The sequence below is a fragment of the Candidatus Methylacidiphilales bacterium genome, from assembly GCA_033875315.1.
GTDB lineage: Bacteria > Verrucomicrobiota > Verrucomicrobiia > Methylacidiphilales > CAZTYG01 > JANRJG01.
This window is the reverse complement of the sequence record JANRJG010000005.1, coordinates 21,347-37,409: the sequence shown is the minus strand read 5'-3', so window position 1 is coordinate 37,409 and position 16,063 is coordinate 21,347. Positions and strand designations below refer to the sequence as shown.

The following is a 16,063-nucleotide window of genomic DNA, read 5'->3' as shown; positions in this document are numbered from 1 at the left end:
TCCCGCCCAGAATCCAACCGACAATCTTCACGGGAATTCACCTATCAACGGGGACAGATCCTCTGTCCCATTCCGGCGATGGTAGTGGGCGAACGACTCCAAACCGTCTTTCCCCATAAACCGCTGAAGCAACTTCGGTTCGCTTTCCCGCAGATCGACCACCACCAGGCCATCCAGCGCATCGGAAAAAGCCGGATCAACATTGAAATTGATCAGGCGGGCGTTGAGTTTGAGGTAGTGGCGCAGCAACACCGGCACGCCCTTGCCATCGTTCTCGATCTCACTGATCAGGGCCGAGACATCCTCGATGGTCTGCATGCGCGCCCCGGCGGCATCCAGCCCCAGTCCCGGGACCCAGGGCGGACGGGGTGGGTGCTGCGCCCGGGTCATCCGTTTGCGCAAACGGTCCTGTTTTCGGTTGCGCAGGAATTGCACCAACAAATTGCGGGAAATCTCATGATAATCCCGGCTGATGCTGACCGGCCCGAAAAGGGTGTGGTATCGGGGGAAACGGAGCAGGAACCCGCCGATGCCACGCCAGAGCAGGTTGAGCGAATGGTACTTCTTCTGGTACTCCGGACGGATGAATGACCGCCCCAGTTCCAAAGCCGGGCCGATGGCCTGGACGAAGGCGGGCCGGAAATGGAAGAGGGACCGGGTGTAAAGACCCCGTACACCTTTTTTCTTCAGGATCCGGTCGGATTCCCCGATGCGGTAGGCGCCGATCAAGCTGCGGGCCGAGCGGTCCCAAAGGAAGAGGTGGACGTAATCTTCATCGTAGGATTCGAGATCCGCAGCCAGTCCGGTGCCCTCGCCCACCTCGCGGAAGGTCATCTCGCGCAGGCGTCCGATTTCCCGCAGCACGGCCGGCAATTCCGCCCCTCGACTGTAATGGACTTCCCATTCCTGGTGGCGGGCCAGCAGGCGATCCTCAGAAAGGGAGAGGATTTCCGCGGCCAGGACCCCGGGATCTTCGGCCGGAGCCAGGGGCTGCAAGGGAACCAACGGAACACTGTCCGGTTTCTGCCAGTGGTCCCCGCGGCCTTGCAGGACATAGGTTTGCAGGCGGAGGTAGTCGGTCATTTCCCCCGCCGAGGCCATGTGGTCAAATTGGGAAGCCGGCAGGGCGTTGCCCACATGGATTCGCACGGTCGAGCGGCGGGCCCGCACCAGTTCGCGCACCAGCAGGAGGGTGCGCAGGCGGGGATGGATCAGTCCGAGGATTTGAAACACCCAACTGTTCCGTCCGGCGACAAACACCGGTACCACCGCAGCCCGGGTGCGCAGGATCAACTGGGCCGCGTGCGGGTTCCAAGCCGGGTCGGTCACGGTCATGGTGCGGGCATGGAGGTGGGACACCTCACCGGCCGGAAACACCAACAAGAGGCCGCCCTGGTTCAACCAGCGCAGCGCCTGCTTCATCGAGCCGATGTTGCGACGACCGGCATCCGCCCCGTCAAACGGATCCACCGGAATCAGGCGGGCTTGGCTCTCGGGCATGCGGGCCAACAAATAGTTGGCCATGACCTTGGTGTCCGGGCGCAGCGAAATGACCAGGTCGGCCAAGGCAATCGCATCGAGACCGCCCAGGGGATGGTTGGCCACCACCACCACCGGTCCGCTTTCAGGAATCTTCAGCAGGTCGGCGTTGTCCACCCGGCGCGAAAGACCGGTCTCCTCCATGCAAGCACGGAAGAAATCCTTGCCCTCCTCCAGGCAACGCCGACGCACCCCGGCATAAATGGCGTTGAGTTCGCGGAATCCGAGCAACGCCTCGATCCCGCGGACCAGCAGTCGCACACCCGGCACCCGGGCCAACCAAGGCAGGGAACGGAGCAGGTCGATCAAGGGCACTTGGGGGCGGGGATCTTCCATCGCCGGAGAATAGAACAATCGGGCCGTCCAAGAGAAGAGTTAGGCCGCCACTTAGCCAGCTTGTTACCCGACTGTGACAGGATAGTCATAAAACAGAAGGTGGAGCTTGGGCTTTTGTAGCGTCCGGTTTAGCGGAAGGGGATGTTCCCGGTTCTTGCTTGACCGGTTTAGCAGAAAAAACCCCGCATCTCCGCGCCTAGTGCCCAACCCTCATGGCTGAGCGACAGGATCAGCGGGAGGGCGAGGCTCCTGCCGAGCCGGTTTGAGGTCGTTCTTCCAAGGGCGGCTCAGCAGGAGCTTCGCCCTCCCGTAAGGCACATTGTCGCCGATTCTACATAATTGGGTATCATCTCTTCTGTGGGGGTGCTCGGAAAGGCACTGGCTCGCGCGGAGAGATTTTGGGGAGGAGGAGGAAAAGGGGAGCCGGTTATCGGATTCGAACCGATGACCAGCGGTTTACAAAACCGCTGCTCTACCACTGAGCTAAACCGGCGGAGCGTGATAAATTAAAAGATCCCGCGACGGCTGACAAGACCCGAGCTTCAGCTGACGTTGTCGATCCCGTGGGTCGAGATCTTGTCCAGCACCGTCGGGCGGGAAACGCCGAGGAGCCGGGACATTTTGGAACGGTTGCCCCGGGTCATCTTGTGCGCCTGGCCATAAATTTCCCGCTCCACCATGTCCATCAGGGTGGGCATGGCACAGGGAAGTTCGCCCGCCTCGACCTTGCGCAGAACGCGCGAAACCAGACCGGCAAAGGTGTCGTCGGCCACGGCATCGGCCGGGCTTTGTTTGAGCCCCTGCTGGACATGGGCCGGGGTGATGGCGTGCTCCCTCGCATTGAGGATCAATTCGCGGACAAAGTTTTCCAGTTGGCGGACATTGCCCGGCCAGCGCATGAGCCGCAGGCTTTCCATGGCCTCGGGCAGGATGGAGGCGCGGGCAAAGCCGAGAACCGGGCCATGCTGGCGCAGGAAATACTCCACCAGCAGCGGGATGTCCTCGCGGCGTTCTTCCAGGCCGGGCACGGCCATCTTCACCACCGCCAGACGGAAGTACAGATCATCCCGGAATTTCTTTGCCGCCACGGCCAGTTCGAGCTTGTCCTCGCAGGAGGCCAGGATGCGGACATTGACGCGGAAGCTCTTCTGGCTGCCCAGGCGGTGGGTGGCGCCCTCCTGCATGAAGCGGAGGAACTTGGCCTGGGTTTGCAGCCCCATCTCATGGATGTTGTCGAGGAAGAGCGTGCCCCCCTCGGCCTGCTCCAACTTGCCCGCGCGGCTGGATCCGGCGCCGGGGAAGGCGTCTTTTTCATAGCCAAACAACTCGGTCTCCAACTCGTGTTCGGTTGTGGCGGCGCAATTGATGGCAATGAAAGGTTTGGAAGCACGCTCGCCATGGCGGTAAATGGCGCGGGCCAGCAGGTCCTTGCCCGAACCGGTCGGCCCTTCGATGAGGACCGGAACGGGGGAATCGGCGATCTTGCCGATCTGGAGAAAGATCTCCTGCATGACATGGCTCTTGCCCACGAGGGTCTTTCCCTCCTGGGGCGGCTTGTCAATGACCACCGGCTCGGCGGCCAGACGGTAGGACTCGGCCGCGGATTCAATGGCATCAATCAGTTGTGCGGCCGTGAACGGCTTGTTGAGGAATTCGTGTACCCCGAGCCGTCCGGCCTCGATGGTGACATCCGGATTTCCGAAGCCGGTCATGAGGATGGCCGGGAGTTGGGGGCGCAGGCGGTGCAATTCGCGGATGACATCCAACCCGCTGATCCCCGGCATCATGAGGTCGGTGATGATGACATCGAGATCCGCCTTGAGTGCCCGCTCCAATCCTTCCTTGGGATCACCGAAAACCTCGACATGGGCCTCCGGTTGGTGGTTGCTGATCACCTGCTTGATGTAATTGCAAACCAGGATCTCATCATCGATGAGCAGAACAGTGAGCGGTTTGGCCATGGAAGGTATGGGGTTGGGGTATCTTCCGGGCGTCAGCCCGGACAATGCCACCGGAATGTTCTATTCTCTGTCATTTGGCTGGTGGATACAACGATTTTTAATGCGCATCGTGCCGGGCGGAGGCGCATTTTGCTCGGAATGACCCCACGGCCTGCCGCAAGGCCTGGTCCAGGTGAAACTCCGCCTCCACATAGGGCAGCCGCAGCCAGGGGGTCGCCCCGGTCAGATCCGTGACGACCCGGATTTGACCGGTGGTACCGTAGCCCGAGGCGATCCCGAGAGTCGGAACAGTGACGGCGAGGGTGATGTGGTCGGCAACGGCAGGGACGATGCATTCCAACACCAGGGAGAAGACCCCGGCCTCCGCGAGCAGACGGGCGTCGTTTTCCAAACGGGAGGCCTCGGATTCCAGCTTGCCCTTGCGCCGGTAGGCACCCTCTTCCCGGACATGTTGGGGCAGCATGCCCAGGTGGCCTTGCACGGCGATACCAGCCCCCAGCACAGCTTGGATCTGGGGAAGGATTTCCGCTCCACCTTCCATCTTGACCGCGTCGGCACCGGCATCGACCAACCTCCGGCTGTTGGCCAGGGCCAGCTCCGGGGTCCCGTAACTCTGGAAGGGCAGGTCGGCCGTGATCAATGCCCGGGAGCGTCCGCGGGCCACCGCGCCGGTGGCGCGCACCATGTCTTCCATGGTCACCGGGGTGGTGTCCTCAAACCCCAGCACCACCATGCCCAAGGTGTCGCCGACGTGGAGGATTTCCACACCGGCCCCGTCCAAGTGGCGCGCGGTGGGATGGTCATAGGCTGTCAGAGCCAGCAACGGCCGGCCCGGATTCCAATTCCGGATATCCTCAACGGTCAATCGATCGGTTGGCATGGCGACTCCCCGTGCTGGTGCAGCCAACGGGTCAGGAGATCTTGGACGTTGCTCCCATCAGGGGGAAGCGGGAAATCGGGCTCCAACTCCGCCAGGGGTCGGAGGACAAAATCCCGTTCCCGCATCCTCGGGTGGGGCAGAACCAGCCGTGCTGTGTTGCAAATATAGTCCTCCGCGAAAAGCAGGTCCAGATCGACCGGGCGAGGAGCGTTGACCGGGCGCACCACAGCCCGGCCCCTTTCTCTTTCATGGGCATGGAATCGGTCCAACAAATCCAAGAGGTCACCCGACCAGGAAATCACCGCCGCGGCATTGAGGAATTTCCCGGAGCCGGGCGGACAATCCAGCGGTTCGGATTCGTAAATCCGCGATCTGCGGACAGCGGGATCGAGCACGCGGAGGAAGTCAAAGGCGGCGGTGATCTCCGCGCCCCGGTCACCGAGGTTGGAGCCGATGCCGACGCCAACCTTCATCCCTCCAAACCCAGCACCTGGGCCATGGTGTAGACCCCGGAGGGTTTGCCCACCAACCAGCGCGCCGCCCGCAACGCGCCACCGGCGAAGGTGTCGCGGCTGGAGGCCTTGTGGGTCAGTTCCACCCGCTCGCCCTCGGTGGCAAAAATGACCGTATGGTCTCCAACGACATCACCGCCGCGGAGGGCGTGCATACCGATCTCGTCGGAGGTCCGGGCCCCGGGCTCGCCGCTGCGGCCGTCCCGGATGAGTTCGTCGTAGGGACGGCCCTTCACCTCACAGAGGATTTCCCCCAAGGAACGGGCCGTGCCGCTGGGCGCATCCTTCTTGTGGCGGTGGTGCATCTCCACAATTTCCTGGTCGTAGGTGCGGAGGATCTCCGCCGCCTTGCGGGTCAGGTAGAAAAGGGTGTTGACGCCGACCGAGTAGTTGGAGGCAAAGATCAGGGGGATTTTTGAACCCAGGGCCAGGACCTCGGCCTTGGCGGCCGCGCTGTGTCCCGTGGTGCCGACGGCCAGGGCCTTCCCGTGCCGGACGCAGAGTTGCGCCACTGCCAGGGTGGCGGTGTGGTGGCTGAAATCAATCACCGCATCGGCCCGGGCGATGACGTCTTCCAAACGGTCGCCCTGGTCCACCTCGGCCACGATCTCATAATCCGACGAGGCCCGGGCCAAACGGATGATGGCCTGGCCCATGCGGCCCTTGGCGCCGACCATGATAACTTTCGTCTTCATGTTCAAACCGCCCCGGCTTTTTGGAGGGTGGCGAAGAGTTTTTCCCGGTTGGCGGGCAACAAACCGGCCAGCGGTGGGCGTACTTCTTCCGTCATCCAACCTTTGGCGGCCATGGCGGCTTTGACCGGAACCGGGTTGCTCTCGATAAACAGGTCAGTGAATACCCCAAAGTATTTGCGGTGGATCGTTTCGGCACGCTTGAAATCACCGGCCAGTGCGGCATCGACCAGCGACTTCACTTCGGCAGGGATGAGGTTGGAGGCAACACTGACCACGCCCACCGCCCCAACGCTCATAAAGGGCACGGTCAGGCTGTCGTCACCGCTGAGAATCTCAAAGCTGTCGGGCAGGGCTTGGCGCAAGCGGCTGACCCGGTCGACCGAACCTCCGGCTTCCTTGATGGCGACGATATTGTCAGCTTCAGCGGCCAGGCGGGCCACCGTCTCGACGCCGATCTCGATGCCGCACCGCCCCGGGATGGAGTAAAGCACGAGGGGCAACTCGGTCGAACGGGCGATGGCCATGAAATGCTCGTAGAGACCGTGCTGGGTCGGCTTGTTGTAATATGGGGCCACGAGCAGGGCGGCATCAGCCCCAAGCTTTTCCGCGGCCTGGGTGTATTCGATGGCCTCGGCGGTGGAGTTGGAACCGGTGCCAGCGATGACGCGGGTGCGGCCCTTGGTGTATTGCACCGCCAATTCGATCACGCGGAGATGCTCCTCGTGATTGAGTGTCGGGGATTCCCCGGTGGTGCCGACGGGGACAACGCCTTCGATCCCGGCGGCAATCTGGCGCTCGATCAGGGCGGCAAAGGCTTCGCCGTCGACCAAGCCGTTCTTGAACGGGGTGACGAGCGCGGTGGTGGTTCCCTTAAACGTGGACATCGATTTCTCCCTCGAACACAAAATCCGCCGGCCCCTGCAAGCGGACGTTCGTGAATGCGCCCTCCCGGGTATCAAAATAAACCTTCAAGAGATCCCCGCCCTGGACTTTGATCTCCACCGGACTGGCCAGTCCGTGGACGCGGGCGGCGATGAGGGCCGCGGCGGCCACGCCGGTGCCACAGGCCAGGGTTTCCCCCTCGACCCCGCGCTCGTAGGTGCGCACACGCAGTCGACGGGCGCTGAGGCGTTGGACAAAATTGACGTTGGTTCCCTTGGGCTGGAAGTCGGCGTGCCAGCGCAGTTCGGAACCCAGCCTGACGATCTCCGTCTTCTCCACATCATCGACAAACACCACCGCATGCGGGACGCCGGTATTGATCGAATGGACGGTGAGGGTGCCCGCGCTGGTGGCCACCTGCCGGTTTAAAGCCTCGTCCTGCGGCGGAGTCAGGCCGACTCGCACTTCCTCGCCGAGAAACTCCCCGGTCACGGTGCCGGCACCGGTGCGGAAGGCCAGGGCGGGCTTGCGCACCCGGGCTATGCGCCGGGCGTAGCGGGCGAAACAACGGGCACCATTGCCGCACATGTCGGCCTCGCCGCCGTCGGCATTGTAATATCGCATGCGGAAATCGTGGCAGGCATCCCCGGGTTCGACCACAAGCAGGCCATCCGCACCCACGCCGAACTGGCGGTGGCAAAGCGCGGCAATCTGCTTCTTGGTCAGTCGCAGCTTCTTGCGGCGGTTGTCGAGGCAGATGAAATCATTGCCCGCACCGCTCATTTTCCAGAATTGAACCCCCATAAGTTAAGGGAAAAGCGTATCGTCCCGTCGGGGAAATGCAAGGTTTGGGACCACCCGCCTCCGGGAGGGCGAAGCTCCCGCTGAGCCGTTCCATCAAACTTAAAAAATCAAGGCGCGGCGGTAGCTTCGCCCTCCCGGAGAAGGATTATCTCAAACCGCTTCGTCACACTCGGGGATCAGCAGGTCCTCCAGCGTTTCACGGCGCGAGATCAACCGGGTGCTTCCATCCTCCTCCACCCAAACCTGAGGGGCACGTCCGAGGGAATTGTAGTGGCTCGACATGGCATAGCCGTAGGCTCCGGCATCATGCAGGCAGAGAAGATCCCCCCGCTGCGGACGCGGCAATTGGCGGGGCTCCAGCATCTCGTCGGCCCCGCGGGTGAAGACATCGCCGCTCTCGCAAAGCGGTCCGGCCACACAAATCGGTTCCTCCTGCTCCCCGGTCCGCGCCGGGAGGCTGATGCGGTGGTGGCTGCCATACATCGCGGGACGCACCAGATCGGTGAATCCGGCATCGATCATGGCAAAAGTCACCCCCTGGCCTTTCTCGTTGGTCCGGGTGCTCTTCAGGTCGTGGACCTTCGCCACCAGGGTGGTGGCGGAAACGACGTAGTAACGCCCGGGCTCGATTTCGACATGGATATCACGCGCCAGGGCCTTGGACAAATCCCGCTGAGCTCCGGTCAGGATTGATTTCAGTGCGGGCAGGTCGAGATCCTCGTGTTGGCGGTAGTTGTAGGGGAGACCTCCACCGAGGCTGACCGACTCCAGCTTGGGGAAGTCCTTGGCCAGGCCAAGGAACACGCCGGCGAGCTTTTGGAGATTGTCGCGCAGTTCCTGTTGCTTCGGACCACTGCCAACATGGGCGTGGAGCATGATGACCTCGCAGCCGGCGGCCCGGACGGCCCGGGCCGCTTCACCCAGATCCTCCCACCAGATGCCGTGCTTCGAGCTGGGGCCGCCGGTGTCACAGGCGTTGACGTGTCCGTGGCCGAAGCCGACATTGACCCGCAGGGCCACGTTGCCGCGGTAACCCGCCTCCTGAAGATCGCGGGCCATGCCGGGCGAACCGAGGTTGGGGAGGATGCCATCTTTCAAGATCACGTCCTGCCAGCGGTCGCGGAAGACATCGGCGGTGTAGAGGATTTCGGGGGGGCGCTGGCCTCCGGAGAACCCGGCCCGCATGGCCCGCTGGCATTCATGGGCACTGACCGCGTCGATCCACAATCCGTGGTCCTTGATTTCGCGGAGGATGCGCGCGGCCGGATTGGCCTTCATGGCGTAGCGGGCGTGCAGGAAGGGGGCATCCACGAGAAATTTCACATCGGCGATGCGACGGCGCAACTCGGCCGCATCGACCAGCCAGAAGGGCGTGCCGACCTTGTCGGCGATTTGCTGAAGGAATGCTGGATCGGAGTTACGGGACGGAAAAGGCTGGCTCATGGGAGGAAAAAGCATGCCCCGACGCGGTCAAAAATCAAATGCTCAAAGACCGAGCTTCTTTTTCCAACGGGCCAACTGGGCGTTCACCTGCCTGCGGGAAGGCGCGCCGGTCATCTTGCGGCGTTCGAGCGCGGCCACGGGATCAAAGACCGCCAGGACGCGGGCGTCCACCTTGTCGGAAAGCGTCTTCCATTCAGCCAACCCGAGTTCGGCAATGGTGCACCCCTTCTGTTCGGCGATGCCGACCGCGCGGCCAACAATCTCATGGGCGTGGCGGAAGGGCACGCCTTTGAGCACAAGGGCGTCGGCTATGTCGGTAGCTAGAAGACAGGGATCGGCCACCGCACGGGCGCAGGCCTCGCGGTTGACCCGGATGTCGCCGAGCATGGCCGCATTGACCCGCAGGCAGAGGCGGAGGGTGTCGGCGGTGTCGAACAGCCGTTCCTTGTCTTCCTGGAGGTCCCGGTTGTAGGTCATAGGCAGGCCTTTGAGCAGGACGAGCAGGGAAACAAGGTTGCCGATGACGCGACCGCTCTTGCCCCGGGTGAGTTCGGCCACGTCGGGATTTTTCTTCTGCGGCATCAAGCTGGAACCCGTGGTGAAGGCGTCGCCGATGCGGATGAAGCCGAATTCCGCCGTCGACCAGAGGATGAGGTCCTCGGCCAACCGGGAAAGGTGGACCGCGACCAGGGCTCCGGCGGAGGCATACTCGATGATGAAATCCCGGTCGCTGACCGCGTCGAGTGAGTTGGCGGTCACGCCGGCGAAACCGAGTTCCCTGGCGACGAATTCCCGGTCAAGTGGGATGGTGCTGCCGGCCAACGCACCCGAGCCGAGGGGAAGCAGATCCAGCCGTTTGCAGGCGTCGGACAGGCGGCCTTTGTCGCGCTCCAACATTTCCACATAAGCCAGAAGGTGGTGGGCCAGATAAACCGGCTGGGCCCGCTGGAGATGGGTGTAGCCGGGGAGCAGGATCTCCGCGTCCCGGGAAGCCCAACGAACCAGGGCGGCCTGCATCGCCGCCACATCCAGGAGGTCTTCATTGATGCGTTTTTTCAACCAAAGGCGCATGTCGGTGGCGACCTGGTCGTTGCGGCTGCGGCCGGTGTGCAGGCGCGCCCCGGCGGGGGTGCGCGCGGTGAGGGCGGCCTCGATGTTCATGTGCACATCCTCGCGACTGTCGAGCCAGGCAAATTTTCCATCCGTGATCTGGGCCTCGATCAGGCGCAGGCCTTTTTCAATCGCCCGCAATTCCCCGGCACTCAGGATGCCGATTTTTTTCAACATCCGCGCATGGGCGATGCTGCCGGCGATATCTTCCCGGTAGAGGCGGTGGTCGTAGTGGACCGACTTGCCCAGTTCCTGCACCAAGCGGTGGGTTTCCGAGGCAAAACGTCCGCCCCAAAGCGCCTGGGATTTTTTCGGAGAAGGTTTTTTCATGCGTGGTGGGAAAACTAAACCACAACCCATCCCGATGGACACCAAGAATCTGAACCTCGCCGCCGGGGCGGCGGATCTCAGGAACGACCGGATCGACCCGAAGGACGGGAGCGGGGTCCTTTGGTGTTGTTCCTGCGACGCGGCGGACGGTCAAGTTCGGTGCGACGCGACTTGAGCGAAGGACGGCGGGCGGGCGGGCGTTTTTCACCATCAGCGGTCAATTTTTTGGCGTAGGACTTGGGCAGGATGGGCTTCTGGGCCACCGCTCCAGCCACATCCAGGGACATGAGCCGGCGCAGGTCCTTCTCGTCGAGTTCGCGCCATTGGCCGGGTTTGAGTTCGCCCATGCGCAGGCCGCCGATCTGCACCCGGCGCAGGCCCACGACCTTGTATCCGCAAAAGCGGAACATCAGGCGCACCTGGCGCTTCAAGCCCTGGCTCAGCACCACCCTTGCGCGCGGTCCGGTCATTGGGTCGACGGATTCCATGCGCCCGAAGCTGAACGGCGTCTCGATGCCGCGCAAGAGCCGTTCGCGGTCCTTGATTTCAAAATTCCGGTCGAGCAGGACTTCGTACACCTTGGGCAGTTTGTTGCGCGGATGGCTGATGCGCTCGGCCAAGTCCCCGCTGTTGGTCATGATGAGCATGCCCTCGCTGTCGGCATCCAGGCGGCCCACATAAAAAAGCGAAGGCAGGTTGGGAGGAAGCAGGTGGAAAACGGTCGGGCGGTCGTCCATCTGGGCTTTGGAACAAATCACCCCCTTGGGCTTGTTCAACAACAGAACCAACTCGGACGCCACTTGGCAGGGAACGGTGTCGACGGCCACCTCATCACCCGGACCGACCCGTGTGGCCAGATCGGTCACCACATGGCCGTTGATGGTCACCCGCCCGTCGCGGATCAAGGTTTCACAGGCACGGCGCGAACCCTGCCCGGAAGAGGCGAGGTAGCGATTGAGGCGGGGGGCGTCAGAGGACATGGGCACACGATTCCTCTGCGAAAAAAGGGCGGACAACCCTTATTCGATGATCTTGGTCTTCGGCAGTCCGTACACTTTCTGTTCGGACTTCCATGTGCCGCGCTTTTTCATGACTTCCACGCGCTCGAAACGCTTGAGAACGTTGCGCTTGGCGACAATGGCGCTGGACCCACGGAGGCTTTTGTGCTGTGACATAAGGTTGAAAAGCTACGGAAGCCGCCATGATCCGCAAGCAGATTGTACACGCTTTGTCGTTTGGCATTTGCTGGATGTCCCGTAATCTCCCGCCATGGCTTCCCATTGGCTCGTCAAACAAGAACCCACCAAATACCCCTTTTCCCAACTCCTCAAGGACAAAAAAACCACCTGGGACGGGGTCCGCAACTTCCAAGCCCGCAACAACTTGCGGGCCATGAAGAAGGGCGATGCGGTCCTCTACTACCACAGCGTCGAGGAAAAATCCGTCGTCGGTCTGGCCGAAGTCATCCGCGAAGCCTACCCCGATCCCACTTCCGAAGAAGGGGATTGGTCGGTCGTCGACCTCAAACCGATCCGAGCCCTTCCCCGGCCTGTCACCCTGGCCGAAATCAAGGCCCACGCGAAACTCAAGAACATCGCCCTGCTCAAACAATCCCGGCTTTCCGTCATGCCCATCACCCCGGCCGAGTACGAAACGATATTGCAACTCGGAACACACCCATGAATCCGCTGCCTTCCGCCCTGCGCCCTCCGCCTTCTGATCCCCAGCTCGCCCCGCTCCTTCTTTCCACGGACTTCGACGGCACCCTCATCGACCACCAATCCCCGGTGCCGATGGCCGAGGCGTTTTTCGCCTGGATCAACGAAACCCGCAGGCACCGCCGTGTCGTCTGGGCCGTCAACACCGGCCGCGATTGGGACAGCCTCCGTGAAGAACTCGACCGCCGGAAGGCCCCGTTCCTCCCCGATTGGGTCATGTTGATCGAACGCGAAGTCCACCGCGTCCACAACGGATCTCTCATCGGCCATCGCGAATGGAACCGCCGCTGTTTCGACGTTCACGCCGAACTCTTCCAGCGCGCCGACGCCATGATCGAACAGATGCGCCGCGACCTGGCCAAATTCAAGGGGCTGCAAATCATCCGCGACGTCGGCTCGCCCCTCGGCCTCATCGCCACCGATGACGAACAAGCCAGCGCGGTCCATGAGGCCCTGGAGCCCCTCTATCAAGCCCATCCCGACCTCCATGCGGTGCGCAACTCCGTTTACCTGCGCTTCGCCCACATCGATTTCCACAAGGGCAGTTGCCTGGCCCTGGTCCAGTCCGAGGAGGGCATCGCGGCCGAAAACACCATCGCCGCCGGCGACAACCTGAACGACCTCCCCATGCTCCAGCGGCGCTACGCCCACCACCTCATCTGTCCCTCCAATTCGCTGCCCGAAGTCAAGGACCAGGTCCTCGCCGAAGGCGGTTTCGTCGCCAGCCAACCCGCCGATCAGGGTGTGGTCGAAGGCCTGCGGGCCCTCATCTTGCAACCGCTTTCCGATTGAAAAGCGGCCAATCCGAACCATATTGGTTGTCCCGTGCGTGTTTCCCTCTTCATTCCTTGCTTCGTCGACCATTATTTCCCAAAAGTAGGCATCAGTATTGTCAAGGTCCTGGAACAACTCGGCCACACGGTCGACTACCCTGAAGGCCAGACCTGCTGCGGCCAACCGGCCTTCAACACCGGCTACTGGGATGAAGCCCGCGGCACGGCCGAGCGCATGCTCGATCTCTTCGCCAAGGCCGATGTCGTCGTCTCGGCCTCCGGTTCCTGCGGGGCCATGCTGAAAGTGTTCAACCCGGAACTCTTCGCCGGCCATCCCCGCGAAGCCGAGGCCAAAGCGCTCTCGGCCAAGGTCTGGGAATTCTCCGACTTCCTCGTCACCAAGCTCGGCGTGGAAGACCTCGGCGCCCGCCTCGAAACAAAGGCCACTTTCCACGACGGTTGCCACGGTCTGCGCGAACTCCGCATCAAGAGCCAGCCCCGCCATCTCCTCCGACACGTCAAAGGCCTCGAGCTGATCGAAATGGGTGAAGCCGAAAGCTGCTGCGGCTTCGGCGGAACTTTCTCGGTCAAGTTCCCCCATGTCTCCGAATCCATGGGCGACGTCAAATGCCAGTCCATCCTCCAGACCGGCGCCTCCACCGTCATCTCCAACGACTCCAGCTGTCTCATGCAGATCCAGGGCATGCTCGACCGCCAAAAACAACCCATCCGAAGCCTCCACCTCGCCGAGGTCCTGGCTTCCAAATAACTGCTCCTGTATTGCTTCCTTAACTTGGTTACCTTCTGTTCAAATTTGTGATTGCTCCCTCCAAATCCTTCCAGCTCGGCAGTTCGGACTACCACGACCGCGAAGACACCCGCGCCTTCATCCGCCGTGCGCTCAAAGGCTACGAGGTCAAACGCGACGAGAACAAGGACCGCTTCCAGGACTGGCAGGCCGCCCGCGACGCCGCCGCCGCGATCAAACACGAGGCCGTCGAACACCTCGACCGCTACCTGCCGGAGTTCATCGAGAAAGCCGAGGCCCGCGGCACCAAGGTGTTTGTCGCCGCCAACGGCGACCGTGCCAAGGAACACATCATCTCGATCATCCGCCAGCACCAGGCCAAGTCCGTCATCAAGTCCAAGAGCATGACCGGCGAGGAAATCCACCTCAGCCAGGCCTTGGAAGCCGAGGGCTTCGAAGTCGTCGAATCCGATCTGGGCGAATTCATCGTCCAACTCCGCCAGGAACCCCCCTTCCACATCGTCTTCCCCGCCATGCACCTCAAGCGGGATGAAATTTCCAACCTCTTCCACGACAAGCTCGGCTCCGCCCAGACCGACAGCCCGGAAGAACTCACCATGATCGCCCGGCGCGCCATCCGGCAGAAATACTGCGACGCCGACATCGGCATCAGCGGGGTCAACTTCGCCGTGGCGGAAACCGGCTCCATGGTCATGTGCACCAACGAGGGCAACGGACGACTCACAACTTCGCTCCCCCGCATCCACATCGCCATCATGGGCATCGAGAAGGTCATCCCCAAAATGGAAGACCTGGCCCTCCTCCTGCCCATGCTCGCCACCGCGGGTTCCGGCCAGCACGTCACCTGTTACAACACGATCATCACCGGCCCGCGCAAATCAGGCGAAAGCGACGGCCCCGAGGAATTCCACCTCATCATCATGGACAACGCCCGGACCACCCTCCTGGCCGATGCCCAACAACGCGACGCTCTCCACTGCATCCGCTGCGGGGCCTGTCTCAACGTCTGTCCCATTTTCAAAAACGTCGGCGGCCATTCCTACGGCACCACCTACCCCGGGCCCATCGGTTCGGTCATCACGCCCCACCTCCGCGGACTGCAAACGTGGAAACACCTCTCCTCCGCCTCCTCGCTCTGCGGCGCCTGCACCGACGCCTGCCCGGTCAAGATCGACCTCCACCACCACCTGCTGCACAACCGCCGCAACGCCATCCAGGGCAAAAAAATCTGGTGGGAACTTCCGCTCTTCCTCGGCTTCGGCTGGCTGGCCGCCCAACCCAAACTCTACGCCCTGGCTGGAAAACTCGGACGCCTCTTCCAGCCCCTGCATTCCCTCGTCAAAGCCACCCCCTTCGACCCCCTCATCTCGTGGACCCGGTTCCGCGACCTACCCGAACCGCCCCCGTATGCCTTCCGGGAATGGTGGGAGAGCCGTAAGGCCGGACAACAGATGACGGACGACGGAGGCCAGAAATGAGCGACGATCGCGCCATCGTCTTTGCCCGGATCAAGGAAGCTCTACAAACGCCAGCGAAGCTTTCCCATCCTTCCTCTGCCCACAGTCAACCGTCGTCTGCTCCCAGCGGCTACGCCGCTTGGCTCCCCGCCGTGACCGACACCCCGGAAGGCCGCCTGGCCGCGTTCCGGGAACGTTCGGAACTTCTCAAAACAGAATTCATCACGACCTCGTCGGCCCAACTTCCTGCGGTCATGGCCGACCTCAAGGCGCGCCACGGCTGGCAATCCGCCGCCTGGCACACTGACCCCCATGTCGATCCCGCGCGTCATGCCCTCGACCTGCCGGGATTTTCCACCGACGGCCACTACGATGCCGCCGCCTTGGAAAAAACCGACGTCAGCCTGACCGCCTGCGACTGCCTCGTCGCCCAGACCGGCGGCGTCCTCGCGACCTCGGCTTCAGCCGGTGGACGCACCCTCTCCATCCTCCCCCCTCACCACGTGGTCATTGCTAGTGCGGATCAATTGCTGCCCGACCTTCCCGCCGCCTTCCGGCTGATCGAAAAGAAATACGGCGACCACCTTCCCAGCATGATGTGTTTCGAAACCGGCCCCAGCCGCACAGGTGACATCGAGCGCATCCTCGTCCTCGGCGCCCACGGACCGAAAAAGTTGACAGTTGTACTGGTCCTTGGTCAGTAGTCCCCGGTCCTAGGTTTCTGATCAGAAGAGATCTGTGATCCTACCTTCCACATTTATGCAGTTATCGGAGGTCTGAAAGAGCCCACTGCTCCCAACGACTGGGTCCGATTTTTTCCTTTCTAGTATTGAAGCCAAACTGGCGACTATCGG

Annotated in this window: 16 protein-coding genes and 1 tRNA gene; 5 read left to right on the top strand and 12 right to left on the bottom strand. The window is 62.3% G+C overall.

Annotated elements, in window-relative coordinates; all coding sequences use genetic code 11:
• Nucleotides 1-27: 27 nt before the first annotated feature.
• From SFU85_01755 to SFU85_01700, 12 genes are all read right to left on the bottom strand, one after another.
• Entirely contained in the window at nucleotides 28-1,875 is a 1,848-nt protein-coding gene (locus SFU85_01755; GenBank protein ID MDX6765494.1) for a lysophospholipid acyltransferase family protein, read from the bottom strand.
• 421 nt (nucleotides 1,876-2,296) lie between these two features.
• Nucleotides 2,297-2,368: transfer RNA gene (locus SFU85_01750), tRNA-Thr, on the bottom strand.
• Nucleotides 2,369-2,417: 49 nt separating this feature from the next.
• On the bottom strand, nucleotides 2,418-3,836 hold the full coding sequence (locus SFU85_01745; GenBank protein MDX6765493.1) for a sigma-54 dependent transcriptional regulator: 1,419 nt from the start codon (nucleotides 3,834-3,836) through the stop codon (nucleotides 2,418-2,420).
• Between the two features lie 97 nt (nucleotides 3,837-3,933).
• Nucleotides 3,934-4,716 carry a 3-methyl-2-oxobutanoate hydroxymethyltransferase gene (gene panB, locus SFU85_01740; protein ID MDX6765492.1) on the bottom strand — a complete coding sequence of 261 codons (783 nt, stop codon included), beginning with the start codon at nucleotides 4,714-4,716 and terminating at the stop codon, nucleotides 3,934-3,936.
• Nucleotides 4,698-5,189, bottom strand: a complete 492-nt coding sequence (folK, locus tag SFU85_01735) for a 2-amino-4-hydroxy-6-hydroxymethyldihydropteridine diphosphokinase (protein MDX6765491.1) — start codon at nucleotides 5,187-5,189, stop codon at nucleotides 4,698-4,700. The genes panB and folK overlap by 19 nt, the downstream gene beginning before the upstream one ends.
• Entirely contained in the window at nucleotides 5,186-5,923 is a 738-nt protein-coding gene (dapB, locus tag SFU85_01730) for a 4-hydroxy-tetrahydrodipicolinate reductase (protein ID MDX6765490.1), read from the bottom strand. The genes folK and dapB overlap by 4 nt, the downstream gene beginning before the upstream one ends.
• Before the next feature lie 2 nt (nucleotides 5,924-5,925).
• On the bottom strand, nucleotides 5,926-6,807 hold the full coding sequence (gene dapA / locus SFU85_01725) for a 4-hydroxy-tetrahydrodipicolinate synthase (protein MDX6765489.1): 882 nt from the start codon (nucleotides 6,805-6,807) through the stop codon (nucleotides 5,926-5,928).
• A complete protein-coding gene (gene dapF / locus SFU85_01720) occupies nucleotides 6,794-7,609 on the bottom strand; it encodes a diaminopimelate epimerase (GenBank protein MDX6765488.1) in 816 nt (271 codons plus the stop codon). The genes dapA and dapF overlap by 14 nt, the downstream gene beginning before the upstream one ends.
• Nucleotides 7,610-7,759: 150 nt before the next feature.
• On the bottom strand, nucleotides 7,760-9,052 hold the full coding sequence (locus tag SFU85_01715; GenBank protein MDX6765487.1) for a diaminopimelate decarboxylase: 1,293 nt from the start codon (nucleotides 9,050-9,052) through the stop codon (nucleotides 7,760-7,762).
• A gap of 42 nt (nucleotides 9,053-9,094) precedes the next feature.
• Nucleotides 9,095-10,492, bottom strand: a complete 1,398-nt coding sequence (gene argH / locus SFU85_01710; GenBank protein MDX6765486.1) for an argininosuccinate lyase — start codon at nucleotides 10,490-10,492, stop codon at nucleotides 9,095-9,097.
• A 77-nt stretch (nucleotides 10,493-10,569) separates the two neighbouring features.
• A complete protein-coding gene (locus tag SFU85_01705) occupies nucleotides 10,570-11,472 on the bottom strand; it encodes a pseudouridine synthase (protein MDX6765485.1) in 903 nt (300 codons plus the stop codon).
• A gap of 39 nt (nucleotides 11,473-11,511) precedes the next feature.
• Nucleotides 11,512-11,667 (bottom strand): small basic protein, encoded by a 156-nt coding sequence (locus SFU85_01700; GenBank protein ID MDX6765484.1) that lies wholly within the window; start codon nucleotides 11,665-11,667, stop codon nucleotides 11,512-11,514.
• 94 nt (nucleotides 11,668-11,761) lie between these two features.
• On the opposite strand from SFU85_01700, the gene SFU85_01695 reads away from it, so the two are divergent.
• Genes SFU85_01695 through SFU85_01675 form a run of 5 tightly spaced genes read left to right on the top strand, consistent with a single transcriptional unit; the run spans nucleotide 11,762 to nucleotide 15,913 of the window.
• The gene (locus SFU85_01695; GenBank protein MDX6765483.1) at nucleotides 11,762-12,175 is read left to right on the top strand and encodes an EVE domain-containing protein; all 414 of its coding nucleotides are present in this window, start codon (nucleotides 11,762-11,764) and stop codon (nucleotides 12,173-12,175) included.
• Entirely contained in the window at nucleotides 12,172-13,002 is an 831-nt protein-coding gene (locus SFU85_01690) for an HAD family hydrolase (protein MDX6765482.1), read from the top strand. Before SFU85_01695 ends, SFU85_01690 begins: the two co-directional genes overlap by 4 nt.
• A gap of 33 nt (nucleotides 13,003-13,035) precedes the next feature.
• Nucleotides 13,036-13,752 (top strand): (Fe-S)-binding protein, encoded by a 717-nt coding sequence (locus SFU85_01685; GenBank protein MDX6765481.1) that lies wholly within the window; start codon nucleotides 13,036-13,038, stop codon nucleotides 13,750-13,752.
• A gap of 47 nt (nucleotides 13,753-13,799) precedes the next feature.
• Entirely contained in the window at nucleotides 13,800-15,230 is a 1,431-nt protein-coding gene (locus SFU85_01680) for a LutB/LldF family L-lactate oxidation iron-sulfur protein (GenBank protein MDX6765480.1), read from the top strand.
• On the top strand, nucleotides 15,227-15,913 hold the full coding sequence (locus tag SFU85_01675; protein MDX6765479.1) for an LUD domain-containing protein: 687 nt from the start codon (nucleotides 15,227-15,229) through the stop codon (nucleotides 15,911-15,913). Before SFU85_01680 ends, SFU85_01675 begins: the two co-directional genes overlap by 4 nt.
• Nucleotides 15,914-16,063: the final 150 nt, after the last annotated feature.

Excerpts from the sequence above, each read along its gene's own strand:
- SFU85_01690 (MDX6765482.1), top strand. The coding sequence starts at position 12,172 with ATGAATCCGCTGCCTTCCGCCCTGCGCCCTCCGCCTTCTGATCCCCAG.
- folK (MDX6765491.1), bottom strand. The coding sequence starts at position 5,189 with ATGAAGGTTGGCGTCGGCATCGGCTCCAACCTCGGTGACCGGGGCGCG.
- SFU85_01715 (MDX6765487.1), bottom strand. The coding sequence starts at position 9,052 with ATGAGCCAGCCTTTTCCGTCCCGTAACTCCGATCCAGCATTCCTTCAG.
- SFU85_01745 (MDX6765493.1), bottom strand. The coding sequence starts at position 3,836 with ATGGCCAAACCGCTCACTGTTCTGCTCATCGATGATGAGATCCTGGTT.
- dapF (MDX6765488.1), bottom strand. The coding sequence starts at position 7,609 with ATGGGGGTTCAATTCTGGAAAATGAGCGGTGCGGGCAATGATTTCATC.
- SFU85_01705 (MDX6765485.1), bottom strand. The coding sequence starts at position 11,472 with ATGTCCTCTGACGCCCCCCGCCTCAATCGCTACCTCGCCTCTTCCGGG.
- panB (MDX6765492.1), bottom strand. The coding sequence starts at position 4,716 with ATGCCAACCGATCGATTGACCGTTGAGGATATCCGGAATTGGAATCCG.
- SFU85_01700 (MDX6765484.1), bottom strand. The coding sequence starts at position 11,667 with ATGTCACAGCACAAAAGCCTCCGTGGGTCCAGCGCCATTGTCGCCAAG.
- argH (MDX6765486.1), bottom strand. The coding sequence starts at position 10,492 with ATGAAAAAACCTTCTCCGAAAAAATCCCAGGCGCTTTGGGGCGGACGT.
- SFU85_01695 (MDX6765483.1), top strand. The coding sequence starts at position 11,762 with ATGGCTTCCCATTGGCTCGTCAAACAAGAACCCACCAAATACCCCTTT.
- SFU85_01755 (MDX6765494.1), bottom strand. The coding sequence starts at position 1,875 with ATGGAAGATCCCCGCCCCCAAGTGCCCTTGATCGACCTGCTCCGTTCC.
- SFU85_01675 (MDX6765479.1), top strand. The coding sequence starts at position 15,227 with ATGAGCGACGATCGCGCCATCGTCTTTGCCCGGATCAAGGAAGCTCTA.
- dapB (MDX6765490.1), bottom strand. The coding sequence starts at position 5,923 with ATGAAGACGAAAGTTATCATGGTCGGCGCCAAGGGCCGCATGGGCCAG.
- dapA (MDX6765489.1), bottom strand. The coding sequence starts at position 6,807 with ATGTCCACGTTTAAGGGAACCACCACCGCGCTCGTCACCCCGTTCAAG.